Consider the following 24,604-nt stretch of genomic DNA (forward strand, 5'->3'; position numbering starts at 1 on the left):
GATTACTCGGCGCCTGAAATCGCCCCCTCGATCAACTTGTTCAGCGACCCGGGGTCGTCCGGAAAACCGGCCGCGATCCACGCCGCCTCGATCGCCCTGAGCGTTCGTCCCATTCGCGGGCCGGCGGGCACGCCACGCTTCAGCAGCTCCGCCGCGCTGACCGGCTGCTTCGGCCTGGACCATCGGTCGGGAAGCGTCAGCAATTCCTGCCAGGAGTTATCGTCTGATCCGGCGCCATCCTCGGCCCATCCCAGCCGGACCCGATCGCGGAACGCTTCAGCCCCAAGAACGTAGATTTGCCGTCGCGCCGCCGCCTCTTCCGTCGCCGGCGAGAGAAACGGCGTCCGATCGCCGATCGCGTCGAGGCGTCGGCCCTCGGCGTTGGAGAGCCGCAACCGCTTCCGCAGCCGCGCCGCGTCCTCTGAAGTCGCCTGTGCGAGCGCTGAGAGGCGCAGCAGCGCGTCGGGCGCGGCGCCGTCCCGCGCGACGAAAGCGGCGAACCGGCTGGGCCGCGGCACGCCGCCGATCAGAATGGCGAACAGGCCGGCGCCGGCCATCGTCTCGACGGTCTCGGCCGCACGAGGCGCGACCAACAGTTTCAGGAGCTCGGCGCGAACGCGCTCCGCCGACAGCGTCGCCAGGCCGTCTCGCTCGGCGATGGCCGCGGCGAAGCCCTGGCGATCAATGGGTCCCTCTGCGTAGCGGGCGTGGAACCGGAAGAAGCGGAGCGCTCGGAGATAGTCCTCGCGGATTCGCTCGCGAGCGTCGCCGATAAAACGAACGCGGCCTGCGCGAAGATCCGCGAGGCCGCCGACATGATCGTAGACGCGGCCTTCGCGATCGGCGAACAGGCCGTTGATCGTGAGGTCGCGCCGTCGGGCGTCCTCTGCCCAATCGCGGGTGAAGGCGATGGTCGCGCGCCGCCCGTGGGTGGCGACGTCGCGGCGCAGCGTCGTCACCTCGAACGGTCGGCCGGAGATCACCACGGTCACGGTGCCGTGGTCGATCCCGGTTGGGACCGTCCTCCAGCCGGCGGCGGCTGCGCGGGCGACCACGACATCGGGGGTCGCGGTCGTCGCGAGATCGACGTCGCCGCGTGGCAGTCCCAGCAACGCGTCACGTACGGAGCCGCCGTTGATCCGGGTCTCCTCGCCGCCGCCGTCGAGCGTTGCCAGAAGGGCCGATAACGGGGGTTCGGCGAGCCAGTCGACGTCGGGAAGACGGGCGACGATCGCCGTCATTTCGGTTCGGGTTCGTACAGTCTGCCCGGCACGAAAACGCCGTTCTCCATATGCGCGGGCTCATAGATCGCTCTCGTCGATCCGCCGGTCGTGAGCGCGAGCGCGGCGAGGCTCGCCAGCGTCAGCGCGCCGCCGGCTACGAACAGCCAGATCAGAGGTATGCCCCGCCAATGCTCGGGAGCCCGCCAGCCGCGCGCGGTCAGATGCAGCCACACTGCGTAGAGCGCGAAGGGCAGCAGAAACAGTAGCAGCTGAAACGCGATGCGGCTCATGAGGCGTACAGCCTGTCGTAGAGGTTCATCAGCAATCCTGCGGTCACGCCCCAGATATGGCGATCCTGCCAAGGCATGTGATGAATTTCGCGCATCCCTCCCTGCCATTCCCGCATCTCGACGCGATGGTTCTCCGTCCGCATCAAAAAGTCGAGCGGGACCTCAAAAGCGTCGGCGACCTCCCCCGGCGACAACGTCAGCTGGTAGCCGGGATCGATTTCGGCGACCACGCCGATGATGCCGAAGCCGGAATTGGTCACGTAGAGGTCGAGATAGCCGAGCGGGCGGACGAGCGCTCGGTCGAGTCCGACCTCCTCCTCAGCCTCCCTCAGGGCGGCGTCCAACGGGGAGGCGTCGAAGGCCTCGCGCTTGCCGCCGGGAAAAGAAACCTGGCCGGCGTGGACGGGCAGGTCCTCGGCGCGCCTGGTGAATAGGAGGCGCGGCTCGTCGCGCGCCACCACGCCGACCAGCACCGCCGCCTCGCGCGGGACATGATCGGGGGCGAGCAACGCATATTCCCCGACCACTACCGTCTCGGGGTCATCCGGATGAGGCGGTGACTTCAGCAGCCCAGCCGCCGCCCGGCGGCGGAAGTCGACGAGCGACGTCGCACGTTCCGCGATCTGCGCGTCGCTGGTCTTCATCAGCTGCGCCACGCCGCGGCCTCGCCCATTGGGAAGAAGACGCCCCCCGCCCACACACCGAACACGCCGGGGCGACGCTCCTCGCCGAGATCGACGAGATCGTAGACCGCCGAGCGCGCCACCAGCGCCCAGAGGTCGGATCGAACATGCAGGTAGGGCCGGAAACCGCCCGCGGCGTCCTCTTCGAACCTCAGGGGATGTTCAGGGCCGACGTCGACCACCTCGTCGACGTTGGTGCGAAACCGCAAAGAGCGTTCGGCGCCGTCGCCCTCGCTCGCCATCTCGACGGCGACGAAGGGCGCGTCCTCAACGGTGATGGAGAGCTTTTCGGCGGGCGTCACGAGCACATAGCCTTCGCGATCGCGCCGAAGCACCGTCGAGAACAGCTTGACCAGCGCCGGGCGACCGATCGGCGTTCCCTCATAGAGCCAGGTCCCGTCCGCCTTGATCACGAGATCGAGCGCGCCGCAACGTTCGGGTTTCCAGAGATGGACGGGAGCTGGGCCCCGTGCGCACGCTTCGCTCGCCGCCGCCGCGAGGGCGCTCATGCGATTGCCGGCAGGCTCGGCTGCGGGCCCCGTGTCAGCCTCGTCGGACATGGCGTCGGGGAAACTCCTTCGATCCGGTCGCAGCAGGGCCATCGTCTCGCCCCTTTGTGCACTTTGCGTGATCCAGCAGGGCCGATCGAACTTATGGCGTCCGACGGGCGGGGATAAGGGCTGCGATTCACCGTCTTCGGCGGCGGGTCGGGGCCTGCGACTTGCATCGCACGTCATACGGTCGTCCGATGCGCCCTAGTCCTGAGATCGCGCGTCGCGCCTCGAGGAGAAATGGAATGACCCAGGCTGCGAACGAAACCGCCACCGATCTCGACGCCGCCATCGTGCGCGGGGCCGAGGCGATCGGCGGTCACGTCGCGTCCGCGCGCGCCGCCATCGGCGAGATCATCTTCGGGCAGGACAAGGTGGTCGACCAGGCGCTCCTGACCATCCTCTGCGGCGGGCACGCCCTGCTCGTCGGCTTGCCTGGCCTCGCGAAGACCAAACTCGTCGAAACCATGGGCACGGTTCTCGGTCTCGATGCGAAGCGGGTCCAGTTCACGCCCGACCTGATGCCGTCCGACATTCTCGGCTCCGAGGTGCTGGAAGAGGACGCGCACGGCAAGCGCTCGTTCCGCTTCATCTCGGGCCCAGTCTTCGCGCAGTTGCTGATGGCCGACGAGATTAACCGCGCGAGCCCACGCACCCAGTCGGCGCTGCTGCAGGCGATGCAGGAATACCATGTTACGGTCGCCGGCCAGCGCCACGACCTACCGCGCCCGTTCCACGTGCTCGCCACCCAGAATCCGCTGGAGCAGGAGGGCACCTATCCCCTGCCTGAAGCCCAGCTCGACCGCTTCCTGCTGCAGATCGACGTCGACTATCCGTCGCGCGACGCGGAGCGCCGTATTCTGCTCGCGACCACCGGCTCGGAGGAGATCAAGGCGCGCCAGGCCATGACCTCCGACGACCTCATGAGCGCCCAGCGTCTGGTCCGGCGGCTGCCCGTCGGCGAATCCGTAGTCGAGGCGATCCTCGACCTCGTGCGCTCCGCCCGCCCCGAGACGGCCGAGACCTCGGTCGCCGAGAAGATCGCCTGGGGGCCGGGTCCCCGCGCCAGCCAGTCGCTCATGCTCGCCGTGCGCGCCCGCGCGCTGCTTGACGGGCGATTTGCGCCGTCGATCGACGATGTCGCCGCGCTGGCCGCCCCCGTCCTGAAGCACCGCATGGCGCTGACCTTCTCCGCGCGCTCCTCCGGGGACACCCTGGAAGGCGTCGTGGCGAAGCTCGTCGAGCGGCTCGGCTGATCCGGATGGCGGTTCGCGCCGAGTTGATCGAATCAGACGACACGCGAGTTTCCGCGCGCCACGAGGAAGCGGCGCTCGATCTCGCCGGCTCGCTGCCACGCCTACTCGTGGCCGCCCGCCGGGCGTCGGCGACAGTCGTCCACGGTCTCCACGGACGCCGTCGCTCCGGCGTCGGAGAGAACTTCTGGCAGTTTCGCCGCTTCGACATGGGCGACGCGGCAGCGCGGGTGGATTGGCGGCGTTCGGCCCGGGACGATCATCTCTACGTCCGTGAGCAGGAATGGGAGGCGGCGCACACCGTCTGGATCTGGATCGACCGCTCCCGCAGCATGGCGTTCCGCTCGAGCCTCGCGGAGACTCCGAAGATCGAGCGCGCCGTTGTGCTTGGGCTTGCGCTCGCCGACCTGCTCGTGCGCGGCGGCGAACGCGTCGGGCTGCTCGGCGTAACGCGGCCGACCGCGAGCCGCCTCGCCATTGAGAGGCTCGCGGAGTCTCTGGCTTTCGCAGGGAGAGACGACAGCCACCTCCCACCCGCCGATGCGCCGATCGCCCGCCTCGCCGAAGCGGTGCTGATCGGCGACTTGCTGGCGCCGGAGGAGGAGACCGCGAAGGTGGTCGCAAGCCTCGCGGCGCGCGGCGGCCGAGGCCACATGGTGATGATCACCGACCCCATCGAAGAGAGCTTCCCCTTCACCGGACGCACCGAATTCCTTGACCCCGACGGCGGCATGACGATCACGGCCGGCCGCGCTCAAGACTGGCGTCAGGGCTACGCCGAGCGACTCGCCCGCCATCGCGCGGCGCTCGCTGAAACCGCTCGCCGTCACGGCTGGAGCTTCATCATTCACCGCACCGACCGCCCGGCGACCGAGCCCCTGCTCGCGCTCCACCAGCGCCTGGGCGAGGCTCTCCGATGAGCGCGCTGCCGCTGGCGTTTCTGAGCCCCTGGCTGCTGACGGCGCTGCTTGCGCTGCCGGCCCTGTGGCTTCTGTTGAGGATCGTGCCTCCGCGGCCGCGCAAAGTCCCGTTTCCGCCGATGCGACTGCTGCTCGATGTCGTCGCCAAGCGCGAGACGCCGGTCAAGACGCCGTGGTGGCTTTTGCTGCTGCGCCTGGCGCTCGCCGCTTTGATCATCGTGGCGCTGGCCAAACCGGTCTGGAATCCGACGCTCAGGACGACGGAAGGCTCCGGACCCTTGCTGGTCGTCCTCGACAATGGCTGGGCGTCGGCTCCGGACTGGGAAGCGCGACGCGACGCCGCCGACGCCGCGATCGCCGCCGCGCGCGACGCCGAGCGTCCGGTCGCGGTCGTCGCCTCCAGCGACCGCCCGCGCGACATCGGGCTCTCGACCGCCGAAGACGCGCGCGCGCGTCTTCGCGTCATCCAGCCCGAACCCTATGCGCCGGAGCGCCGCCCGCTGCTTGCGCCGATCGAGGCGTTCCTCAGGGCGAACCCGCAGGCCGAGGCCCTCTGGATCGCCGACGGTCTGGCGCAGGGCGACGCGCGCGCCTTCGCGGAAGGTCTGAAGGCGTCGCTCGGCTCCCGGCCGCTCGCCGTTCGCATCGATCCGAGCCGCACCGCGCGCGGCCTCGCCGCCGCCGAGAACGCCGCCGCCGGCCTGACGGTCAAAGCCCTTCGCGCCGAGGCGGCCGGCGCCGAGCCGTTTCGCGTTCGCGCCTCCGATCTGCGGGGCCGGCCGCTCGCGGAGGTCGACGCCGGTTTCAGCCTCGGCGAACGGGAGGCGGTGGCCACGTTCGACCTGCCCGTGGAGCTTCGCAACGACATCGCACGGCTCGAAATCGCCGGAGCGACCACCGCCGGCGCGGTGCAATTGCTCGACCAGCGATCGCGGCGGCGGACGGTCGGCCTCGTGACAGGCGCGACCACCGATGTCGCCCAGCCCCTGTTGTCGCCGACCTTCTACGTCGCCCGCGCGCTGAAGCCCTTCGCGGATGTCCGGGAGGCGCGGGCCCAGGGTGCGAGCCAGGCGGTCGAAGCCTTCGTGGCCGACAAGTTGCCCGTAATCGTGCTCGCCGACGTCGGCGCGCTTACTGCGGAGGCGCATGGCAAGCTCGCCGAATGGGTCAGGAACGGCGGCGTGCTCATCCGCTTCGCAGGGCCACGCCTCGCTGGCGCGCCGGAGGATGACCTGTCGCCTGTGCGCCTCAGGCAGGGGGGCCGCATCCTGGGCGGAGCGCTCGCTTGGGAGACGCCTCAGCCGCTCGCAAGCTTTGCCGCCTCCGGCCCCTTCGCGCCGCTCGCCGCCCCCAAGGACGTGCTGGTCAACCGTCAAGTGCTAGCCGAGCCCGACGCCGACCTGCCAGATCGGGTCTGGGCGACGCTCGGAGACGGCACGCCGCTCGTCACGGGAGCGCGGCAGGGCAAGGGAATATCCGTGCTCTTCCACGTGACGTCCGACACCCGCTGGTCGAACCTTCCTCTGTCGGGCGTATTCGTCGATATGCTGAAACGCGTCGTCGATCTGTCGGGATCGGGACCCGCGCCGAAATCCTCTGAAGGATCGAGCGCGAGCGAGGCCGGCGCGCCGACCGGGAAGCCCGCCACAGCGTCTCCGACCCGCACGCTCGACGGCTTCGGCGCGTTCCGCAGCCCGCCGGCGACCGCTCGTCCCGCGCCGTCCGAAGGTCGGCCCGCGGCGACCGGCGACAACCCGCCGGGCTTCTACGGCGCGCTGGACGCCGGAGTCGCGATCAACACGCTTCCCGCCGACGCTCGGCTCCAGCGGCTCGATCTCGCGGGCTTGGACGCCGTTGTCTCGGGCGTGACGGCGGCCGAGCCAACGCCAATCGCGCCCTGGCTGTTCACGGTGGCGGCCCTGGCGGCGATTCTCGACAGTCTGATCGTGTTCCTTCTTGCAGGCGGCGCCGCGCTGATCGGCCGCCGGCGGAGCGCAGCCGCTGTCGCTCTGATCGGGATGGGACTTGCGCTCACCATGTCCGCCTCGCCGGGGCTTGCGCAGCAGGCGCCGTCGAGGCCCGAGATCGACGAGCGGTTCGCGCTGGAGTCGACGCTCACCACGCGGCTCGCCTATGTCTCGACCGGCGATTTCGAGACCGATCGGATCAGCAAGGCGGGGCTAGAAGGGCTGACGCAGACCCTCGCTACCCGGACCGCTCTGGAGCCCGGCTCGCCCATGGCGATCGACCCCTCGCGCGATGAGCTCTCTTACTTCCCGCTGCTCTACTGGCCGGTTGTGGACGGCGCCGAACCGCCCTCCCCCGAAACGCTGGCGCGCGTCGACGCGTACATGAAACAAGGCGGCACCGTTCTGTTCGACACCCGCGACGCCCTCACGGCGACGGCCGGCGCCCAGAACGAGACGTTGAAACGGCTGCTCGCGGGCCTCGACGTGCCGGCGCTGGAGCCGGTGCCGCCCGACCATGTGCTCACGAAGGCCTTCTACCTGTTGGACGAGTTTCCCGGCCGATACTCGGGAAGCCCGCTTTGGGTCGAGTCGCTGCCGCCGGCAGATGAGGGAGAGGAACGTCCGGCGCGCGCGGGCGACGGCGTCTCGCCGATTCTGATCACCGCGGCCGACCTCGCCGGCGCATGGGCGGTCGGCTCGGACGGACAGCCGCTATTCCCGACCTCGAGCGACGAGCGCCAGCGCGAAATGGCCTATCGGGTGGGCGTCAACATCGTGATGTACACCCTGACGGGGAATTATAAGGCGGATCAGGTCCACGTCCCGGCGCTGCTCGAAAGGCTCGGACAGTGAGGGCCTCCAGCTCATGATAGACGTCGCCTTCGCGCCTTTGATCCCCTGGCCGGCGTTGGCCGCGCTCGCCGTCGCGGGTCTCCTCGCGGTCGCGCTCTGCGTGCTGGGAAAGACCCGCGGCGCGTGGCTCAGAGCGGGCGCCATCGGCTGCCTGCTGCTTGCTCTCGCGAACCCCTCCTTCACCCGGGAGGATCGGGAGACACTGACCAGCGTGCTGCCGGTGGTCGTCGACCGTTCGGGCAGCCAGACCCTCGATCGGCGCAAGGAGCAGACCGACGAGGTTCGCCGTCAGATCGAGCAGAGGCTCGCCGACCTGCCGGACACCGAGGTGCGATGGATCGAGGCTGGCCAGGACGGAGCGTCTGCGACGGACGGCACCGAGCTGTTCGCCGCGCTGCGCAACGCGATCACCGACGTGCCTCCGGAGCGTCTCGCGGGCGCGCTGTTCGTGACCGACGGCGTGATTCACGACGTGCCGCCCGACATGCGCGATCTCGGTTTCTCCGCCCCTCTGCACGCGCTGATCACGGGCCGACCGGACGAGCGAGACCGGCGCGTCGCGCTGACGCTGTCGCCGCGCTTTGGCATTGTCGGCCAGACGCAGCGCATCGGCTTCCGGGTGGATCAGGTCGGCCGCGGCCTTGGCGCGCCGATCCCGGTCGTCGTGCGGCGCGACGGCGAGGAGATTCAGCGGCTCGAAGTCCTTCCCGGCGAGGTCGCGACCATCGACGCGCCGATCGCGCACGCCGGGGTCAACTTCATCGAGATTGAGGCCGAGGACGCCGGCCAGGAGATCACCACCGTCAACAATCGCGCCGTGCTGCCGATCGACGGCGTGCGGGAAAAGTTGCGCGTGCTGCTGGTCTCCGGCGAGCCGCATGCGGGCGAGCGGACCTGGCGCAATCTCCTGAAGGCCGACGCCAGCGTGGACCTCGTGCACTTCACCATCCTGCGTCCGCCGGAGAAGCAGGATGGCACGCCGATCAACGAGCTGTCGCTGATCGCCTTCCCGACCCGCGAGCTGTTCGCGCAGAAGATCGACGAGTTCGACCTGATCATCTTCGATCGCTACGCCCGCCAGGGCATCCTGCCGATCATCTATTTCGAGAACATCGCCCGTTACGTGCAGAACGGCGGCGCCGTGCTCGTCGCCGGCGGTCCGGACTATTCCGAGCCCGGCTCGCTCTACGAGACGCCGCTTGCCCAAGTGCTGCCGGCCGAGCCGATGGGCGGCGTTGTCGAACGGCAGTTCAAGGCCGAACTCTCCGCCGTCGGGCGCAAGCATCCCGTCACGCGCGGCCTGCCGGGCGCCGGTCCCGCCAATGGCCAGCCGACATGGGCGCCGTGGTTTCGCATGGTCGATTCGCGCCTGCGCGAGGGCGAGGCCGTGCTGAACGGGCCCGAGGAGAGGCCGCTGCTCGTGCTCGCGCGCGAAGACAAGGGCCGGGTCGCCCTACTGCTCTCCGACCACGCCTGGCTGTGGGCGCGAGGTTTGGCGGGCGGCGGCCCGCATGTCGACCTGTTGCGCCGTCTCTCGCACTGGCTGATGCAGGAGCCAGACTTGGAGGAGGAAGCGCTGCGCGCCAAGGCCACAGGCCGCACCGTTACCATCGAACGTCAGACCCTCAAGGATGAAGCGGCGCCAGTCACCGTCACCCTGCCGTCGGGCGCGACCCGCGAGGTGACCCTGACGCAAGCGGAGCCAGGCCTGTGGCGCGGCGTCCTTGAGACGCCCGAATTGGGGCTACACCGCGCGGCCGACGGCGTCTTCTCGACGCTCGTCAATGTCGGTCCCCCCAACCCTCGCGAGTTCGCGGAGGTCGCAAGCACGGCCGCGCGCGTTGGACCAATCGCAGCTGCGACTGGAGGCGTCGCCCGTCGGGTTGTTCCCGAGGCCGACGGCGAACTGGACCTTCCACGAATCGTCGCCGTCAGCGCCGGGTCGCGCGCTTTCGGCGCCGACTGGATCGGTTTCCGCAAGGCCGAGACCACCGTAGTGCGCGGCATCGGGATATTGCCGGTCTTCGCCGGCGTCCTCGGCCTGCTTCTGCTCATTGGCGCCTTCGCCGCGACCTGGGCGCGCGAAGGGCGATGACCGCGGCTCATTGAGGTTCCGCGCCATGGAGTGGTGGCTCGACGTCGTCCAAAGCTTCCTGCTGACGGGATCCGCGCTGTTCTCCATCGTCAACCCGATGGGCGGCGCGCTCATCTTTTCGCAGGTGACGGCGGACCGCACCCACGCCCAGCGGCTGGTGCTGGCGCGCAGGATCGGCGTTTACGCCGCACTGGTGATGCTCGGCGCCCTCTGGCTTGGCGTCTACGTCCTCAACTTTTTCGGCATCACCATCGAAGCGCTCAGAATAGCGGGCGGGCTAGTCGTGGCGACCAGCGCCTGGACGCTGCTGTTCTCCAGCGAACGGAACGAGGCGCGCAAGCAGAGCCAGGCCGGCGAGGCCATGGGCTCGGAGGACGTCGCGTTCTTTCCGCTGACCATGCCGCTGACGACCGGTCCCGGCACCATCTCGGTCGCGATCGCGCTCGGCGCGAGCCGCCCGGAAGATCCGGTCGAGTTCGCGTCCTTCGCTCTCGGGGCATCGACCGCGGCTCTGGCGATTTCGGCGTCGATCTGGCTGTCCTATGGCTGGGCCGACTGGATCACGTCGCTACTTGGCTCGTCTCGGGTGAGAGTGATCGCCCGGCTCGCCGCCTTTCTGCTGCTGTGCGTGGGGGTGCAGATCATGCTGATCGGCGTCACAGACGCGCTGCGATTGGGCTTCGCGGACGCGCGGTGACGCGCCGGCCCTCGCTCGCGAGCTTGTCATCCGCGCGCCGAAGCGCGAAGACCCTTCGGAAATTCAGGAGAGGTCACCCCATGCTTCGACGGAACGCCGCGGTCCTGCGCGTCCTCGTCTGCCTTCTCGGCCTTGCGCTCTCCGGTCTCCCGCAGCCGGCGCCCGGCGTCGGAACCGCCTCGGCGGCGCCGGCCTCGCTCGCGTGGCTGAGCGCTCAGGACAAGGACGAGCCCTCCTGCGGGCAAGGCAAGGCCACCAAGGAGTTCGGTTGGAAGGTCGTGGACTTCGGAATCTCGACCCTGAAGTACCTCATCGGCCTGTTCATCGTTCCGGTCGGCCTGTTCCTCGTCGTGATCGGCGCGCTTCTTGAAATGGTCGAGACGCTCGCCTGCTGAGCATGGCCCTTCACCAGGCCTGGCGCGCCTCCCCCAGCACGCCCTGCTCCGCGCCGTCTACGAGCGGACGCCACAGCATCCGCTCTGGATCGACCGGCCCCGGCAGCGTCACGACGCCGGTCGGGATGCGCGAGAAGCCGAGGCGCCCATAATAGGGCTCGTCGCCGACCAGCATCACGAGTCGATGGCCGTGGGAGACGGCCGCGTCCAGCGACGCGTCGATCAGCGCGCGTCCCACGCCGCGGCTGCGGAAGGCTGGGTCGACCACCAGAGGGCCGAGCAACAGCGCCGGAGCGTCTCCGATCTCGATCGGCCACATCCGGTTCGAACCGACAAGAAGGGTCCCCACTCGCGCGACAAAGGACAGCGCGGCGATCGGGACCGAGCGCTCCCTCAACCGGTAGGCGGAACGTGCGAACCGGCCCGGCCCGAAGGCGCGCTCCTGGAGGCGGTCGATCGCCGGCGCGTCGCCGGGCTGCTCGTGGAGGATGGCAAGCGGAAGAGAGGTCATGGCGGCGCTCAGGACAGGCAGGTCATCGAGAAGGCGAACCGCGCGCCCGCCGCTCGCCCCTCAGGCGCGCAAGGTCAGACGGCGCGGGCTGGCGCTGGTGAGCGCCGGCCGCCGCTTCGTCGCGTAGGAGCGTCGAACGAGAACCTCATGACGGCGGCCGCATAGCATGGCGCCCGCCTTCCCGCCAGCGCTGATCGTCTCGGCGCCGGATCGCCCTAGGTCATCGGGCCTGACAGGAGAAGAGCTTCATGGGTCTGCTGGTCGACGGCGTGTGGCGGGACGCATGGTACGACACGTCGAAGACCGGGGGGCGCTTCGAACGTGACGCCTCGCAGTTCCGAAACTGGGTCACGCCCGATGGCGCGCCAGGACCCTCTGGCGAGGGTGGCTTCCCGGCGGAAGCGGGGCGCTACCGGCTCTATGTTTCGCTGGCCTGCCCCTGGGCGCACCGCACGCTGATCTTCCGCGCGCTGAAAGGGCTGCAGGGGCTCATCCCGGTCCATGTCGTCGATCCCCGTATGGGCGACGAAGGCTGGATCTTCGGCGACTTTCCCGGCGCGACGCCGGACGAGACCAACGGGGCGCGGCGGCTCTACGAGGTCTATCTTAAGGCCAAGCCGAATGTGACGACCCGCGTCACCGTTCCCGCGCTCTGGGACTCGCGGCGATCGATGATCGTCTCGAACGAATCCGCCGACATCATCAGGATGTTCAATTCGGCTTTCGACGCGCTGACGGGCGACGAAGCCGACTTCTACCCGCAGGCCCTGAGGCCCGAGATCGATGCGCTGAACGACCGCATCTACGACCGAGTCAACAACGGCGTCTACAAGGCCGGCTTCGCGACGTCGCAGGGCGCCTATGAGGAAGCCTTCGCCGCATTGTTCGAAGAGCTCGACGCCTTGGACGCGCGCCTCGGGTCGAGCCGCTTCCTGATCGGCGACCAGCCGACGGAGGCGGACTGGCGGCTGTTCACCACGCTCGTGCGCTTCGATCCGGTCTATGTCGGCCACTTCAAGTGCAACCTGCGGCGGATCGCTGACTACGTCCACCTGTCGGGCTATCTGCGTGAGCTTTATCAGTGGCCGGGCGTCAAGCCGACCATCGATTTCGCGCATATCAAGGCGCACTATTACTGGTCGCATCCGACGATCAACCCGACCCGGATCATCCCGATCGGGCCCCAGATTGACCTCGACGCGCCCCATCGCCGCGACCCGGTGGGCTAACGGACTAGGCTCACCACCAGCCGGTCGGCTCAGCGCCGTCGAACAGCTCGGCGAGCCGGCGGCGGGTCGCGGGCGTCGCGCCGTCCGGCAGGTCGTCGCGCGCGAACCACCCGCTCTCGACGATCTCCCGGGACGAGGCCGGCTTCGGCCCAAGCGAGAAGCGCTCGATCCGGAACAAGGCGACATGGTCGCGACCTCCGAAAGCCGGATTAAAGAACAGGCCGAGCAGCCGCGGCTGGCTCTCGGCGACGACGCCCGTCTCCTCGAGCAGTTCGCGCGCCGCGGCGGCTTCGGCGAGTTCGCCGATCTCCACCGAGCCCCCGGGAAAGTGCCAGCCCGGCTCGTAGCCGTGACGCACCAGCATGACCCGGTCGGCCTCGTCGATCGCGAGCGCCCGTGCGCCCAGCGTCATGCCGCGAAGGGCCCGCACCGCGCGCGCGATCAGGGCCCGCCTCATGCGGACGCTGCGCGACGCCATGGCCTGCCGCCCGTCGCCTTCCGGTCGTGGGCGAGTCGTCTCAGGGCCGCTATAAAGCGGGGCATGACCGTCGTCGCTCACCTTTCCGATCCCCATCTCGGGCCCCTCCCACAGTTTTCGCCGTTCGACATGATGTCGAAGCGGGGACTCGGCGCGATTAATTATTTTCGCCGTCGCCGCCGCTGGCACGACATGTCGGTGCTTGACCGGCTGGTCGCCGACCTCGTCGACGAGCAGCCGGATGCGGTTGCCGTCACCGGCGATCTGACCAATCTCGGGCTCGATGCCGAATTCGTGCCGGCCGCGGTGTTCCTCGGGCGTCTCGGACCGCCCGAGAGAGTCGCGGCGATCCCCGGCAATCACGACGCCTATGTCCGCAACGTCGCAGGCGCGCCGGGGCGGGTATGGGGCGCGCATATGTCGAGCGACGATGGGCGGGTCGGCTTTCCCTTCATCCGGCGTCACGGGCTGGTCGCGCTGATCGGCCTCTCCTCGGCCGTCCCGACCGCGCCGCTGGCGGCGACCGGCGAGGTCGGCCCGATCCAGCGCGACGCGCTGGGGCCGATGCTCCGCGGACTGAAGGAAGAGGGACTGTTCCGGATCGTGCTGGTGCATCATCCCGTCGCCGAGGACGGCACGCCCTGGCTGCGGCGGCTGCGGGACGCCGCGGAACTCCGCGCCATTCTCGCGCGCGACGGCGCGGAACTCGTGCTTCACGGGCACAATCACGAGCCGGCCCAGGCGAGCGTGCCGGGACCGGACGGCGCCATACCGGTCGTGGCCGTGCCCTCCTGTTCAACCGGACCTATGAGCCACGAACCGCCGGCCGCGTATAATCTCTACGACGTCGGCGGCGCGCCCGGCGCCTGGACCTGCGAGGCGACGGCGCGAGGGCTGCAGGCCGACGGCGCGGTCGGCGAGTTGGCGCGGTTCCGGATCGCCTGAACGCCCTCAGCCCAGATTGGGCAGCATTCCCTTCGCGGCGGCGACGATGACGCCCGCGACCACCGCAGCGCCGAGCGCGCCGCCGAGACCGAACGCGAACAGGATGGCCAGCGCCCGCAGCCAGCGGCTGCGCGGCTTCGGAGCAGTCATCGCGGCCGGCGAAGGAACCGGATCCGACACAGGCGCGACAGACGGCTGCGCCCGGAGCGGGTGACCGCCGGCCGACCTCTCCGCCGGAGTCTCGGCCCCGGCGGTCGCGATGGCGACGGTCATCGGGAGGGAAAACCTCTCCTGATCGACGAGCAGGCGCTCGCGCTCGACCAGACGGCGCGCGACATAGTCGGTCACCGCCTCGACAATCGGCCCAACCTGCTCGCTCTCGGCGACGACGACCCGGCCGTTCCGGCCGTCCCGCATGAAGCGATAGGATCTGCGATCGCGGCCCATTTCGACGAACGCCACCATATCGACGAACAGGCGCGGCCGCTCTCCCGGCACGAGGCCGACGTCGAACAGATCCACGTCCGACGGCACGGACGCAAACAGCGGCGCGAGCGCGTCGCGCATAATCTCGAGCCGGGCGATCTCCGCTTGCCGCAAATCGATCACCACATCGGTCCGTTCCGCGGCCTCGGCCCGCGCGCGCCGCAGCGCGTCGCGCAGCGCGCTCCCGCTCCGCGCCGCTGGGACGTCGTCGGTCTTCGAAGTCTCGTCAGACATCATGGCAGAATAGCGCATGGGCGCGGCGCCAGTGAGTCGGGCGCGCTCGTCATACACGTCTCCGTCCTTGCTACGTAGCGCTACTGATATCGCGTCGGCGCCCGAACCCGCTACACTGTTCGAAGACGGCTTCGCCGCCGGCGCGATCGGAGACTGGTATCCATGGCCTTCGCGGCAGCACGTTTCGCCCCGCTGCGCCTGACCTCGGCGGCGCTCCTTTGCGGCCTTGCCTTGTGTCTCTCCAGTCTCGCCGCCGCACAGGCCCCGCCTGCGCACCCTTTCGGAGGTCACAGCCAGCGTTACGCTGCAGGGGCGATCAAGCCCGCCGTTCCGCAGGCGACGCTCGATGCGCAGACGGCCGCCTTCTACGATCTCTGGAAGGCCTCCTACCTGAAGAGGGGCTGCGCCGCGGGCCAGTATTACGTCAAAGCCGACACGGACCGCGGCGCCATGGTCGTGTCGGAAGGCCAGGGCTACGGCATGCTGATCGTGGCGATGATGGCCGGCCACGATCCGCAGGCGCAGACGCTGTTCAATGGGCTGCACCGCTACAATCTCGCCCATCCCAGCCACATCGACCGCTGGCTGATGGCCTACGCGCAGGACGCGGATTGCAAGAGCATCTTTGGGACGGACTCTGCGACCGACGGCGACATGGACGTCGCCTACGCGCTTCTGCTCGCCCACAAGCAGTGGGGCTCTTCTGGCGACATCAACTACCTTGTCGCCGCCAAGCGCATCATCGCAGCCATCAAGCGCAGCAACATCAACGAGTCGACCAAGCTCACCAATCTTGGCGACTGGGTGACGACGGTGGGGGAGAGCTCGAAGTACTTTTATGCGACGCGCTCTTCGGACTGGATGCCGGACCATTTTCGGGCCTTCGCCCGCAAGGCCTCCCGGGCGGCCTGGACCCCAGTCCTCGACGCGCATCTCTACGCCATCGACTATGTGCAGAACGCCTACGCGCCCGAGACCGGGCTCCTGTCCGACTTCTACGTCAATTCGAACGTCCGCCCGCGGCCCGCGCCGCCGCGCTTCCTCGAAGGCGACCACGACGGACGCTACTCCTACAACGCCTGCCGCGACCCCTGGCGCATCGGCCTCGACGCGGCCATCAGCGGCGATCCGCGCTCGAAGGGCCCCGCCCGGCGCATCAGCGAGTGGATCCGCGAGCGCACGGACGGCGACCCCGCCGGGATCCGCGATGGCTATACGCTCGCCGGACGGCAGCTCGTCGGCTACCAGACCATGTCTTTCGTGCCGCCCTTCGCGGTGGCCGCGATGAGCGATCCGAACGCGCGCGGGTGGCTAACCGCATTATGGCGGCGAATGGTGAAGGCGCCCCAGGACGGCTACTATCCCGACAGCCTCAAGCTGCTCTCGATGCTGGCGGTGTCCCGAAACTGGCTGACGCCATAACGCGGCGTCATTCCGCGATCACGACCAGAAGATCCTTGGCGTCCACCGGGGTGCCCGCCGTGACGAGCACCTCCTTGACCGAGCCGGCGCATTCCGCGTGCAGCGCCGTCTCCATCTTCATCGCCTCGATCGAGCAGATCACGTCGCCCTGCGCGACCTGCTGGCCGGGCTTGACGGCGACCGTGGAGATGACGCCAGGCATGGGCGCCGCGACATGGCTCGGATTGCCCTCCTCCGCCTTGCGTCGGGCCTCACGGACGTTCGCGGCCGAGCGGTTCGGCACCTTGATGATCCGCGGCTGGCCGTTCAGCTCGAAAAAGACCTTCACCTGGCCTTCCTCGTCGGTCTCGCCCACCCCCACGCAGCGGACGATGAGGGTCTTGCCGCGCTCGATTTCGACCGAGATCTCTTCCCCAGGCGTGAGACCGTAGAAAAACACCGGCGTGGGCAGCGTGGAGACGGGCCCATATTTTTTCTCTGCGGCGGCGAAATCGACGAAAACCTTTGGATACATTAGATAAGAGTCGAGTTCTACGTCCGATACCTTACGCTCGATCTTCTCCTCAACTTCGGCGCGCACGGCGTCGAAATCCGCGGGCGGCATCAGCGAACCGGCCCGTTCCGTCAGCGGCTTCTCGCCCTTCAGCACCTTGTTTTGGATCTTCTCCGGAAAGCCGCCGGGCGGCTGGCTAAGCTCGCCCTTCATGAGCTGGACGACGCTTTCGGGGAAGGACACCTCGACCGCCGGATCTTCGACCTCGGCGCGGGTCAATCCAGCCGAGACCATGACGAGCGCCATGTCGCCCACGACCTTAGAGGTGGGCGTCACCTTCACGATGTCCCCGAACATGTCGTTGACGTCTCGATAGGTTTTCGCGACCTCGTTCCAGCGGCCCTCCAGCCCCATGGAGCGGGCCTGCTCCTTGAGGTTGGTGAACTGCCCGCCCGGCATCTCATGCAGATACACTTCCGAAGCGGGCGCCAGCAGATTGCTTTCGAATGCGGCGTATTGCGCGCGAGCGGCCTCCCAGTAGAGCGAGATTTCGCGAATCGCCTCGGCGTCGAGCCCGGTATCGCGCGGACCGCCTTTCAGCGTAGCCACGATCGAGCCGAGACACGGCTGCGAGGTCATCCCGGACAGCGAGTCCATCGCCGCGTCGACGGCATCGACGCCGGCCTCGATCGCGACCAGCAGCGTCGCCGCGGAGAGTCCCGACGTGTCGTGAGTGTGCAGGTGCACGGGGAGCCCAACCTCTTCCCGCAGCGTCCGGATCAGGAGGCCGGCGGCGGAGGGCTTCAGCAATCCGCCCATGTCCTTCACGCACAGCACATGCGCGCCGGCCTTCTCCAGCTCCAGGGCGAGGCCGACATAGTACTTCAGGCTGTATTTCACCCGCGCCGGATCGAGGATGTCTCCGGTGTAGCAGATCGCGGCCTCGCAGATCCGGTCGGCCTCGCACACCGCGTCGATCGTGACGCGCATGTTCTCGACCCAGTTGAGGCAGTCGAACACGCGGAACAGGTCCATGCCCTGCGCGGCCGACTGCTTCACGAAACGCGCGACGACATTGTCTGGATAGTTCGCGTAGCCGACGCCGTTCGATCCGCGCACCAGGCACTGCAGCAGCAGGTTTGGCGCGTCCTCGCGGATTTTCGCGAGCCGTTCCCAAGGGTCTTCGGTCAGGAAGCGCATCGCGACGTCGAACGTCGCGCCGCCCCAGCATTCGAGGCTGAGCAGATTCGGCAGCCCTTGCGCATAGGAGCCGGCGACCGCGGCTATGTCGAAGGTGCGCATGCGAGTGGCGAGCAACGACTGATGCGCGTCGCGCATCGTCGTGTCGGTGACGAGCACGCGCTTCTCGGCGCGCATCCACTCGCCAAACTTCTTCGGTCCGAGCTTCTCGAGCTTCTGGCGCGTGCCGGCCTCGAGCTTGCCCGCGCCCGCTCCGACCTCGAGCGGGGGGGCCGATCTGCCGCTCGCCGGCCCGTCGTCCGCGTCGGGCGAACGCGACGTCTTCGCTTCGGCGAAGCGCGGCGGCGAGGGAACGCGCGCGCCGGCCTTCGGCCGGACGCGGTCCTTGGTCTCGGGGTGCCCATTTACGGAGACGTCCGCGACATAAGTCAGCAGACGCGTGGCGCGATCCTGCTTCCTATCAAAGGCGAACAGCTCCGGCGTATCGTCGATGAAGCGGGTGATCGTCTCGCCGGCGAGGAAGGTCGGATGCTCGACCACGTTCTCGAGGAAGGCGAGGTTGGTCGCGACGCCGCGGATCCGGTATTCCCGCAGCGCCCGGCTCATTCGCAGGCACGCCTCCTCGGCGGTCGGCGCCCAGGCGGTCACCTTCTCCAGCAGCGGGTCGTAGAAGCGGGTGATGACCGCGCCGGAATAGGCGGTGCCACCGTCGACGCGGATGCCGAATCCCATCGCGCCGCGATAGGCCGACATGCGGCCGTAGTCCGGGATGAAGTTGTCCTCCGGATTCTCGGTGGTGATGCGGCACTGCAGGGCGTGGCCGTTGAGTCGGATGTCGGCCTGAGCCGGAACGCCGGACGCCGGCGTTCCGATCGCGGCCCCCTCAATCACCTTGATCTGGGCCTTCACGATGTCGACGCCGGTGACGACCTCGGTCACCGTATGTTCGACCTGGATGCGGGGATTGACCTCGATGAAGTAGAAGTCGCCGGTGTCGGCGTCCATGAGGTACTCGACCGTGCCGGCCCCGACATAGTCGGTGGCCCTCGCGATCCTGAGGGCGCTCTCGCAGAGCTCCGCGCGTCGCTCGGCGTCGAGATAGGGCGCAGGCGCGCGCTCCACGACCTTCTGATGGCGTCGCTGCACCGAGCAGTCGCGCTCGAACAGATGGACGACGTTGCCATGCCGGTCGCCGAGGATCTGCACCTCGACATGCCGGGCCCGCTCGACGAGCTTTTCGAGATAGACGTCGTCCTTGCCGAAGGCGGCTTTGGCCTCGCGCTTGGCGTTGGTCACTTCGCCGGGCAGTTTCGCGATGTCGCGGATCACGCGCATGCCGCGCCCGCCGCCGCCCCAGGACGCTTTGAGCATCACAGGCAGCCCGATCGCCTCCGCCGCCGCGACGTTGGCGTCCTTGTCGTCGGTCAGGGGTTCGGTCGCCGGCATGACCGGCACGCCGCAACTCTCCGCCAGATTGCGCGCGGCGACCTTGTTGCCGAGCTTGCGCATGGTGTCCGGCGAGGGGCCGATGAACAGGATCCCCGCCTCGGCGCAGGCCTCCGCGAACTCCGGGCTTTCGGAGAGGAAGCCGTAGCCGGGATGGATCGCGTCGACGCCCGCGTCAATCGCGACCCGAATCACTTCGGGAATCGACAGATACGCCTCGAGCGGACCCATGCCGCGGCCGACCTGGTAGGCTTCGTCAGCCTTGAAGCGGTGAAGCGAGAGCTTGTCCTCTTCCGCATAGACCGCGACCGTTCGAATGCCGAGTTCGGCCGCGGCCCGGAAGACGCGGATCGCGATTTCGGAACGATTCGCGACGAGCAGCTTGGTGATCGTGCGGGGCGCGGGCGATACGCTAGCGTTCATGGGCGCGGCGATCCTCGACGAAGCAGACGACGGCCAGGACCCTGACCATGTCCCAGTCTTCGCATTTGCGTACCCCACGCAAGCGCGCGCCGCGGCCTGCGACGTTTGAGACGACGGCATCGAGCAGAGCGCGGTCTTCAGGCGCGCCGAGGCGCGTCCGGGAACGCGGCTCAGCGCGAGGGCGCTGGCGCGAGGTCACACGCGGAGACGCTCGTTTCGGGGGCCTTTCTCGGCGCCCTGTTCGGGCCCGAGGCCGCGCCGCCCCCGCCGCGGGTGGCGCGGCCCAGCGCATCGGCGATAACCGCGAGGCCGACCAGCACGCCCGCCATTCCGACCGAATAGGCGATCTGGACCGGGGCGGACTTGCCGAACCAGTCGAACACGCCGTGGCTCATAGCGGCGAAGACCGTCGAGATCACGAACAGCGGCAGGCTGCGGCGGCCAATCAGCACCATCCACCGCCCGAAAGTGGAGCTGCCCAGCGGATGGTCGCGCTTGACCAGCACCGTCGCAAGATGGGCGAGCGCGAGGAAATGGATCAGGCGGATCGGCGAGGCGTTGGCCTTGTCTGCATAGTCCGTGATGAGGCTCAGCGGCCGCCACGGCAGGAGGCCGAGCGTCGCCCAGGGGGCAGCCGCGACGAAGCCGACGGTCACGATCGTGATCGAAAGCGCGACCGTCACGGGCGACTCGACGACGCGCCTGAGCCAGGGCTCGTCGCGCGCTACGCATGTGACGAAGCCGACCAGGAACACCGCCTGCCAGGCGAAAGGATTGAAGGTCCACAGGCGCGTGTCTGGATAGGACGAGAGCGTCACGCCCGTCACCATCGCGAAGGCCCAGACCACAGCGGCGAAGATTAAGTAGTAGCGCCAGCTGTCTCGAAACGCGAAAAACAGTACGCCCACGAGCAGCGTCAGCAGGATGTAGAGCGGCAGAATATCGAGCAGCGGCGGCAGGTAGGCGAGCATGGCGAGTTTCGGCAGCACGGTGTTGGTGGCCCCGAGAAACGGGCGGATGAACAGATCTCGCTCCATCACGCTCGATCCGAGATACTCGCGATAGAGAGCCGCCAGCGTGGCGATCACGATGAAGGCCGCGAGGTGGTGCAGATAGAGCGTGAAGGCGCGGCTCACCGCATAGGGCATGGCCATCACCGGCCGGCTCAGGAACTTGGCGAGGAACATGCTCGCCATCGCGTAGCCCGAGAGGAACACGAACAGCTCGGCAGAGTCCGACAGGCCCAGATACTTCGTCGTGAACCAGCTCATGACATTGTCGACGGAGTGGTTCCAGAAGATGAAGACGATCGCGAGCCCGCGCCAAAAATCGATGCGCCAGTCGCGCAGCGACGTCGCGGGCGCGGCGTCGGGCACGGCGTTCGAGGATTCGGCCTGCGCCATTCGAGCTCCGTCGGGATTCGGGCGGTCGCCACGGACGGCGTCTGTTCAAGACTAACGGATCGCGCTTCCGCGGCGCGCGGCCCTAACGCGAAATTGCGGCGAAGGTTGCGGCGCGACGTTTCGTCATTCTGCGCTCGACAGAGGAGCGGCGACGTCTTCAAGCGCTCGGCCCTCCGCGTCAATCCCATAAAGCAGCGCCGCGAGGCCGGCGGCGATCATGAGCCCGGCCGCGAACGCGTAGCCCCAGAAAATCGGCCAGGGATCTCCGCCGCCGATCAGCATCCCGAAGATGGCGGGCGCGACGACGCCGCCGAGCGCGGTGCCGAGGGCGTAGAACGCCGCGATCGCGAGCGCCCTGACCTCAAGCGGGAAGGCCTCGCTCGCCGTGAGATAGGCCGAACTCGCAGCCGAAGAGGCGAAGAAAAAGATCACGCACCAGGCGGCGGTCTGGGAGAAAGCGGTTAGGGCCCCGGTCGCGAACAGCCAGCCGGTGGCCAACAGGAGCGCGCCGGACAGCGCGTAGGTCAGGAAGATCATCTTGCGCCGCCCGACCGTGTCGAACAGCGGCCCCAGCACGATCGGACCGATCACGTTGCCGATCGCGAAAGGCACGAGGTAGAGGCCGACATGCGCCGCCGGCACGGCGTAGAACTTGGTGAGCACCAGGCCGTAGGTGAAGAAGATCGCATTGTAGAGAAACGCCTGCGCGACCATCAGCGTGAGCACAAGCGCCGAGCGCCCGCGATAGGGGCCGAACATCGCGGCGAAGATCTGGCCGAAACCAAAGGTCCTTTGCGGCCGAATGGTCAGCCGGGGACCGTCGGACCGGGGCAAGGGGGCGCCTTTGCCGGCCTCGACCTTGCGCTCGATCTCCGCGGTCACCCTTTCGCCCTCGTCGATGCGATCGTGGCAAGCGAGCCATCGCGGACTTTCGGGCACGAAGCGGCGGGTGAAGAGGATGAGCAGACCGAGCGCCGCTCCGACGCCGAAGCCGACCCGCCAGCCAACATCCGGCGGGAACAGCGTCGTGTCGAGCAACACGACCGTCGCCACCGCGCCGAGGCCGGCGCCCGCCCAGAAGCTGCCATTGACTATGAGCGCGATGCGGCCGCGCAGCCGCGCGGGCATCAGTTCGTCGATGGCGGAGTTGATGGCGGCGTATTCGCCGCCGATGCCGAGCCCTGTGATCACGCGGAACAGCGCCAGGCTCCAGACGTCCCACGCAAAGGCGGACAGCAGGACGCCGACGATGTAGACGCCCAGCGTCAAGAAGAAGATCGGGCGCCGGCCCACTCGATCGGTCAGCCATCCGAAGCCGAGAGCGCCGGCGACCGCCCCGATCAGATAGGCCGAGGCGAGACCGCCGATCTCGGCTTCGGTAAGGCCCAGCGCCGCGGGGTCCTGGAGCCGAGGCCCCAGCGCGCCGACGATCGTGACCTCGAGCCCGTCGAGCACCCAGGTGACGCCGAGCGCAAGAACGACCAGCAGATGAAACCGCGACCACGGGAGCCTGTCCATACGGGCCGGGATATCGATCGAAACGGTCCGCGCGGGCTCCGCGCGCGCGCCAGCGTCCGCCATTCAAGCCGTGGCGTCGCGCTCGGCGAGCCGCCGTTCCCAGGCGAGCGCGTGAGCGACGATCTCGTCGAGGCCGTCGTGCTTCGCCGTCCAGTTCAAGGTCGAACGGGCGCGGGAGGGATCGGCGACCAGCGAGGCGGGGTCGCCGGCGCGCCGCGGCGCCATGTCGACGCGGAAGTCGACGTCCGACACCCGCTTGACGGACTGGATCACCTCGAGAACCGAAGCGCCGCGGCCGTAGCCGCAGTTCGCGACCAGGGTCCCGCCCCCCGCCGCCAGATGATCGAGCGCAAGCACGTGGGCGGCCACGAGATCGCTGACATGAATATAGTCGCGCACGCAGGTGCCGTCCGGCGTGGGGTAATCGGCGCCATAGATCTCGAGCCGGTCGCGCTTGCCCAGCGCCGCCTGTGACGCGACCTTGATCAGATGGGTCGCGCGATGGCTCGACTGTCCCGCGCGCCCCGCGGGGTCGGCGCCCGCGACGTTGAAGTAGCGCAAGGCGGCGTAGGCGAGCCCGTAGGCCTGGGCGGAATCGGCGAGCATGCGCTCCGTCATGAGCTTCGAGGCGCCGTAGGGCGACACCGGATCAAGCGGCGCGGCCTCGCTCAAGGGATCCGAGGACGCCTCGCCATAGACGGCGGCGGTCGACGAGAACACAAAACGCTTGACGCCATTCTCGACGGCCGCGGCGATCAGAGCGCGCGACCGGACCGTGTTGTTGAGGTAATAGCCGAGCGGGTCAGCGACGGAATCGGGGACCACGATCGATCCTGCGAAATGCACGATCGCGTCCACCTCGTAGCGCTTCAGCGTCTCGCCGACGAGCACGGCGTCGCCGACGCAGCCCTCAACGAAAGGAACGTTCTGCGGCACGGCGGAGCGAAAGCCGGTCGAGAGATCGTCGATCACCACGACATCGCGCCCGGCGTCGGACAGCGCGAGGACCATGTGGCTGCCGATGTAGCCGGCGCCGCCAGTGACGAGTACGGACATAAAGCTCCCCACCGCTTCGGCGCATCCTGCGGCCCGCTGCGCCTTTCAGCGGGGGAACATTGGCCGGGGAGAACCAGGGTCAAGCGCAGCGGACCGTCCGGTCACAGAAGTGGCCGCGGCGCGGGCTCCTTCTCGAAATGCTGCGCGAGTCGGCTCACCGCACGCCGATTGATAAGCGTCAGCTTCCCGTCACGGATCGAAAACAGGCCGAGCGTCTTGAGCCGCGCCAGCGTCTTGTTGGTGTGCACGAGGGACAGTCCCAGCGCGTCGGCGATGTGCTGCTGGGTCAGGGGGAAGTCGAGCACGCCGTTGCGCACAAGATCGAGCGTCTCGGCGCGGCGGTAAAGCGTCGCGATCAGCGAGGCGATCCGCTCCGCCGCGTTTCGACGGCCGGCGGTCAGCAGATTCTCGTCGACGATCGCCTCCCCGCTCGCGCCCAGCCAAGTCACGTCGAACGCCAAGGGCGGCATCCGCTCGAACAGCTTGAACAGACGCCGCCGGGGTATGACGCACAGCTCGACGTCGGTCAGCGCGATCGCGCCGTAGAGCGCCTTGTCGAACAGCGACGCCTGCAAGCCGATCAAGTCGCCCGGTAGAGCGAAGTTGAGGATTTGTCTACGCCCGTCCACAAGCTCCTTGTAACGAAACGCCCAGCCGGAAAACAACGTGAACAGCTCAGCGTCCGTCTGCTCGAGATGGATGAATTCCGTTCCGGCGACGAGCCGAAGATGATCGCTTTTCATACTATCGATGAAGGCGACTTCTTCGTCGGACTTTGACAGAAACGCGCGCATAGGGCGCAGCGGGCAATTTGTGCAGCGTACGTACATC

At 68.4% G+C, this 24,604-nt stretch carries 21 protein-coding genes; 9 read left to right on the forward strand and 12 right to left on the reverse strand.

Annotation, left to right across the window (positions count from 1 at the left end; genetic code table 11):
- Nucleotides 1–2: 2 nt before the first annotated feature.
- The 4 genes from ACO2RJ_RS15730 to ACO2RJ_RS15745 are packed head-to-tail and all read right to left on the reverse strand — an operon-like array spanning nt 3 to nt 2,756.
- Nucleotides 3–1,241 (reverse strand): CCA tRNA nucleotidyltransferase, encoded by a 1,239-nt coding sequence (locus ACO2RJ_RS15730; RefSeq protein ID WP_423269058.1) that lies wholly within the window; start codon nt 1,239–1,241, stop codon nt 3–5.
- Entirely contained in the window at nt 1,238–1,513 is a 276-nt protein-coding gene (locus tag ACO2RJ_RS15735; protein WP_423269059.1) for a DUF6111 family protein, read from the reverse strand. Before ACO2RJ_RS15735 ends, ACO2RJ_RS15730 begins: the two co-directional genes overlap by 4 nt.
- Nucleotides 1,510–2,169 (reverse strand): NUDIX hydrolase, encoded by a 660-nt coding sequence (locus tag ACO2RJ_RS15740; RefSeq protein WP_423269060.1) that lies wholly within the window; start codon nt 2,167–2,169, stop codon nt 1,510–1,512. Before ACO2RJ_RS15740 ends, ACO2RJ_RS15735 begins: the two co-directional genes overlap by 4 nt.
- Nucleotides 2,157–2,756 carry a DUF1285 domain-containing protein gene (locus tag ACO2RJ_RS15745; RefSeq protein WP_423269061.1) on the reverse strand — a complete coding sequence of 200 codons (600 nt, stop codon included), beginning with the start codon at nt 2,754–2,756 and terminating at the stop codon, nt 2,157–2,159. Before ACO2RJ_RS15745 ends, ACO2RJ_RS15740 begins: the two co-directional genes overlap by 13 nt.
- A gap of 236 nt (nt 2,757–2,992) precedes the next feature.
- Between ACO2RJ_RS15745 and ACO2RJ_RS15750 the strand changes: the two genes are divergently transcribed.
- The 6 genes from ACO2RJ_RS15750 (at nt 2,993) to ACO2RJ_RS15775 (ending at nt 10,929) form a co-directional block, all read left to right on the forward strand.
- The gene (locus ACO2RJ_RS15750) at nt 2,993–4,003 is read left to right on the forward strand and encodes an AAA family ATPase (protein WP_423269062.1); all 1,011 of its coding nucleotides are present in this window, start codon (nt 2,993–2,995) and stop codon (nt 4,001–4,003) included.
- Between the two features lie 5 nt (nt 4,004–4,008).
- Nucleotides 4,009–4,920: a DUF58 domain-containing protein gene (locus ACO2RJ_RS15755; protein ID WP_423269063.1), complete on the forward strand. Its 912-nt coding sequence runs from the start codon at nt 4,009–4,011 to the stop codon at nt 4,918–4,920.
- On the forward strand, nt 4,917–7,742 hold the full coding sequence (locus ACO2RJ_RS15760) for a DUF4159 domain-containing protein (RefSeq protein ID WP_423269064.1): 2,826 nt from the start codon (nt 4,917–4,919) through the stop codon (nt 7,740–7,742). The genes ACO2RJ_RS15755 and ACO2RJ_RS15760 overlap by 4 nt, the downstream gene beginning before the upstream one ends.
- A 13-nt stretch (nt 7,743–7,755) precedes the next feature.
- Entirely contained in the window at nt 7,756–9,837 is a 2,082-nt protein-coding gene (locus tag ACO2RJ_RS15765) for a hypothetical protein (RefSeq protein ID WP_423269065.1), read from the forward strand.
- Between the two features lie 25 nt (nt 9,838–9,862).
- Nucleotides 9,863–10,534 carry a MarC family protein gene (locus ACO2RJ_RS15770; protein WP_423269066.1) on the forward strand — a complete coding sequence of 224 codons (672 nt, stop codon included), beginning with the start codon at nt 9,863–9,865 and terminating at the stop codon, nt 10,532–10,534.
- Between the two features lie 80 nt (nt 10,535–10,614).
- A complete protein-coding gene (locus ACO2RJ_RS15775) occupies nt 10,615–10,929 on the forward strand; it encodes a hypothetical protein (RefSeq protein WP_423269067.1) in 315 nt (104 codons plus the stop codon).
- A gap of 10 nt (nt 10,930–10,939) precedes the next feature.
- Here ACO2RJ_RS15775 and ACO2RJ_RS15780 read toward each other — a convergent pair whose 3' ends face one another.
- Complete coding sequence (locus ACO2RJ_RS15780; RefSeq protein WP_423269068.1) at nt 10,940–11,440, reverse strand: GNAT family N-acetyltransferase; 501 nt, start codon at nt 11,438–11,440, stop codon at nt 10,940–10,942.
- Between the two features lie 248 nt (nt 11,441–11,688).
- Here ACO2RJ_RS15780 and ACO2RJ_RS15785 point away from each other — a divergent pair, with 248 nt between their 5' ends.
- Entirely contained in the window at nt 11,689–12,669 is a 981-nt protein-coding gene (locus ACO2RJ_RS15785; RefSeq protein WP_423269069.1) for a glutathione S-transferase family protein, read from the forward strand.
- A gap of 10 nt (nt 12,670–12,679) precedes the next feature.
- Here ACO2RJ_RS15785 and ACO2RJ_RS15790 read toward each other — a convergent pair whose 3' ends face one another.
- Nucleotides 12,680–13,147 (reverse strand): NUDIX domain-containing protein, encoded by a 468-nt coding sequence (locus tag ACO2RJ_RS15790; RefSeq protein WP_423269070.1) that lies wholly within the window; start codon nt 13,145–13,147, stop codon nt 12,680–12,682.
- A gap of 63 nt (nt 13,148–13,210) precedes the next feature.
- Between ACO2RJ_RS15790 and ACO2RJ_RS15795 the strand changes: the two genes are divergently transcribed.
- Nucleotides 13,211–14,092, forward strand: a complete 882-nt coding sequence (locus ACO2RJ_RS15795; protein WP_423269071.1) for a metallophosphoesterase family protein — start codon at nt 13,211–13,213, stop codon at nt 14,090–14,092.
- 6 nt (nt 14,093–14,098) lie between these two features.
- On the opposite strand, the gene ACO2RJ_RS15800 is transcribed toward ACO2RJ_RS15795, so the two are convergent.
- The gene (locus ACO2RJ_RS15800; protein ID WP_423269072.1) at nt 14,099–14,830 is read right to left on the reverse strand and encodes a hypothetical protein; all 732 of its coding nucleotides are present in this window, start codon (nt 14,828–14,830) and stop codon (nt 14,099–14,101) included.
- Nucleotides 14,831–14,974: 144 nt separating this feature from the next.
- On the opposite strand from ACO2RJ_RS15800, the gene ACO2RJ_RS15805 reads away from it, so the two are divergent.
- Nucleotides 14,975–16,234 (forward strand): glycosyl hydrolase family 8, encoded by a 1,260-nt coding sequence (locus ACO2RJ_RS15805; RefSeq protein WP_423269074.1) that lies wholly within the window; start codon nt 14,975–14,977, stop codon nt 16,232–16,234.
- Between the two features lie 7 nt (nt 16,235–16,241).
- Here ACO2RJ_RS15805 and pyc read toward each other — a convergent pair whose 3' ends face one another.
- The 5 genes from pyc to ACO2RJ_RS15830 form a co-directional block, all read right to left on the reverse strand.
- On the reverse strand, nt 16,242–19,796 hold the full coding sequence (pyc, locus tag ACO2RJ_RS15810) for a pyruvate carboxylase (protein WP_423269076.1): 3,555 nt from the start codon (nt 19,794–19,796) through the stop codon (nt 16,242–16,244).
- 170 nt (nt 19,797–19,966) lie between these two features.
- Nucleotides 19,967–21,199, reverse strand: a complete 1,233-nt coding sequence (locus ACO2RJ_RS15815; protein WP_423269078.1) for an OpgC family protein — start codon at nt 21,197–21,199, stop codon at nt 19,967–19,969.
- Nucleotides 21,200–21,322: 123 nt separating this feature from the next.
- Complete coding sequence (locus ACO2RJ_RS15820; protein ID WP_423269080.1) at nt 21,323–22,717, reverse strand: MFS transporter; 1,395 nt, start codon at nt 22,715–22,717, stop codon at nt 21,323–21,325.
- A 63-nt stretch (nt 22,718–22,780) separates the two neighbouring features.
- Nucleotides 22,781–23,773, reverse strand: coding sequence for a UDP-glucose 4-epimerase GalE (gene galE, locus ACO2RJ_RS15825; protein ID WP_423269082.1), 993 nt, complete (start codon nt 23,771–23,773; stop codon nt 22,781–22,783).
- A 101-nt stretch (nt 23,774–23,874) separates the two neighbouring features.
- Nucleotides 23,875–24,516: a Crp/Fnr family transcriptional regulator gene (locus ACO2RJ_RS15830; protein ID WP_423269084.1), complete on the reverse strand. Its 642-nt coding sequence runs from the start codon at nt 24,514–24,516 to the stop codon at nt 23,875–23,877.
- Nucleotides 24,517–24,604 lie beyond the last annotated feature (88 nt).

The organism is Hansschlegelia sp. KR7-227, assembly GCF_049446035.1.
GTDB lineage: Bacteria > Pseudomonadota > Alphaproteobacteria > Rhizobiales > Methylopilaceae > Methylopila.

Excerpts from the sequence above, each read along its gene's own strand:
- ACO2RJ_RS15730 (WP_423269058.1), bottom strand. The coding sequence starts at position 1,241 with ATGACGGCGATCGTCGCCCGTCTTCCCGACGTCGACTGGCTCGCCGAA.
- ACO2RJ_RS15735 (WP_423269059.1), bottom strand. The coding sequence starts at position 1,513 with ATGAGCCGCATCGCGTTTCAGCTGCTACTGTTTCTGCTGCCCTTCGCG.
- ACO2RJ_RS15745 (WP_423269061.1), bottom strand. The coding sequence starts at position 2,756 with ATGTCCGACGAGGCTGACACGGGGCCCGCAGCCGAGCCTGCCGGCAAT.
- ACO2RJ_RS15750 (WP_423269062.1), top strand. The coding sequence starts at position 2,993 with ATGACCCAGGCTGCGAACGAAACCGCCACCGATCTCGACGCCGCCATC.
- ACO2RJ_RS15755 (WP_423269063.1), top strand. The coding sequence starts at position 4,009 with ATGGCGGTTCGCGCCGAGTTGATCGAATCAGACGACACGCGAGTTTCC.
- ACO2RJ_RS15760 (WP_423269064.1), top strand. The coding sequence starts at position 4,917 with ATGAGCGCGCTGCCGCTGGCGTTTCTGAGCCCCTGGCTGCTGACGGCG.
- ACO2RJ_RS15765 (WP_423269065.1), top strand. The coding sequence starts at position 7,756 with ATGATAGACGTCGCCTTCGCGCCTTTGATCCCCTGGCCGGCGTTGGCC.
- ACO2RJ_RS15770 (WP_423269066.1), top strand. The coding sequence starts at position 9,863 with ATGGAGTGGTGGCTCGACGTCGTCCAAAGCTTCCTGCTGACGGGATCC.
- ACO2RJ_RS15775 (WP_423269067.1), top strand. The coding sequence starts at position 10,615 with ATGCTTCGACGGAACGCCGCGGTCCTGCGCGTCCTCGTCTGCCTTCTC.
- ACO2RJ_RS15780 (WP_423269068.1), bottom strand. The coding sequence starts at position 11,440 with ATGACCTCTCTTCCGCTTGCCATCCTCCACGAGCAGCCCGGCGACGCG.
- ACO2RJ_RS15785 (WP_423269069.1), top strand. The coding sequence starts at position 11,689 with ATGGGTCTGCTGGTCGACGGCGTGTGGCGGGACGCATGGTACGACACG.
- ACO2RJ_RS15790 (WP_423269070.1), bottom strand. The coding sequence starts at position 13,147 with ATGGCGTCGCGCAGCGTCCGCATGAGGCGGGCCCTGATCGCGCGCGCG.
- ACO2RJ_RS15795 (WP_423269071.1), top strand. The coding sequence starts at position 13,211 with ATGACCGTCGTCGCTCACCTTTCCGATCCCCATCTCGGGCCCCTCCCA.
- ACO2RJ_RS15800 (WP_423269072.1), bottom strand. The coding sequence starts at position 14,830 with ATGCGCTATTCTGCCATGATGTCTGACGAGACTTCGAAGACCGACGAC.
- ACO2RJ_RS15805 (WP_423269074.1), top strand. The coding sequence starts at position 14,975 with ATGGCCTTCGCGGCAGCACGTTTCGCCCCGCTGCGCCTGACCTCGGCG.
- pyc (WP_423269076.1), bottom strand. The coding sequence starts at position 19,796 with ATGAACGCTAGCGTATCGCCCGCGCCCCGCACGATCACCAAGCTGCTC.
- ACO2RJ_RS15815 (WP_423269078.1), bottom strand. The coding sequence starts at position 21,199 with ATGGCGCAGGCCGAATCCTCGAACGCCGTGCCCGACGCCGCGCCCGCG.
- ACO2RJ_RS15820 (WP_423269080.1), bottom strand. The coding sequence starts at position 22,717 with ATGGACAGGCTCCCGTGGTCGCGGTTTCATCTGCTGGTCGTTCTTGCG.
- galE (WP_423269082.1), bottom strand. The coding sequence starts at position 23,773 with ATGTCCGTACTCGTCACTGGCGGCGCCGGCTACATCGGCAGCCACATG.
- ACO2RJ_RS15830 (WP_423269084.1), bottom strand. The coding sequence starts at position 24,516 with ATGAAAAGCGATCATCTTCGGCTCGTCGCCGGAACGGAATTCATCCAT.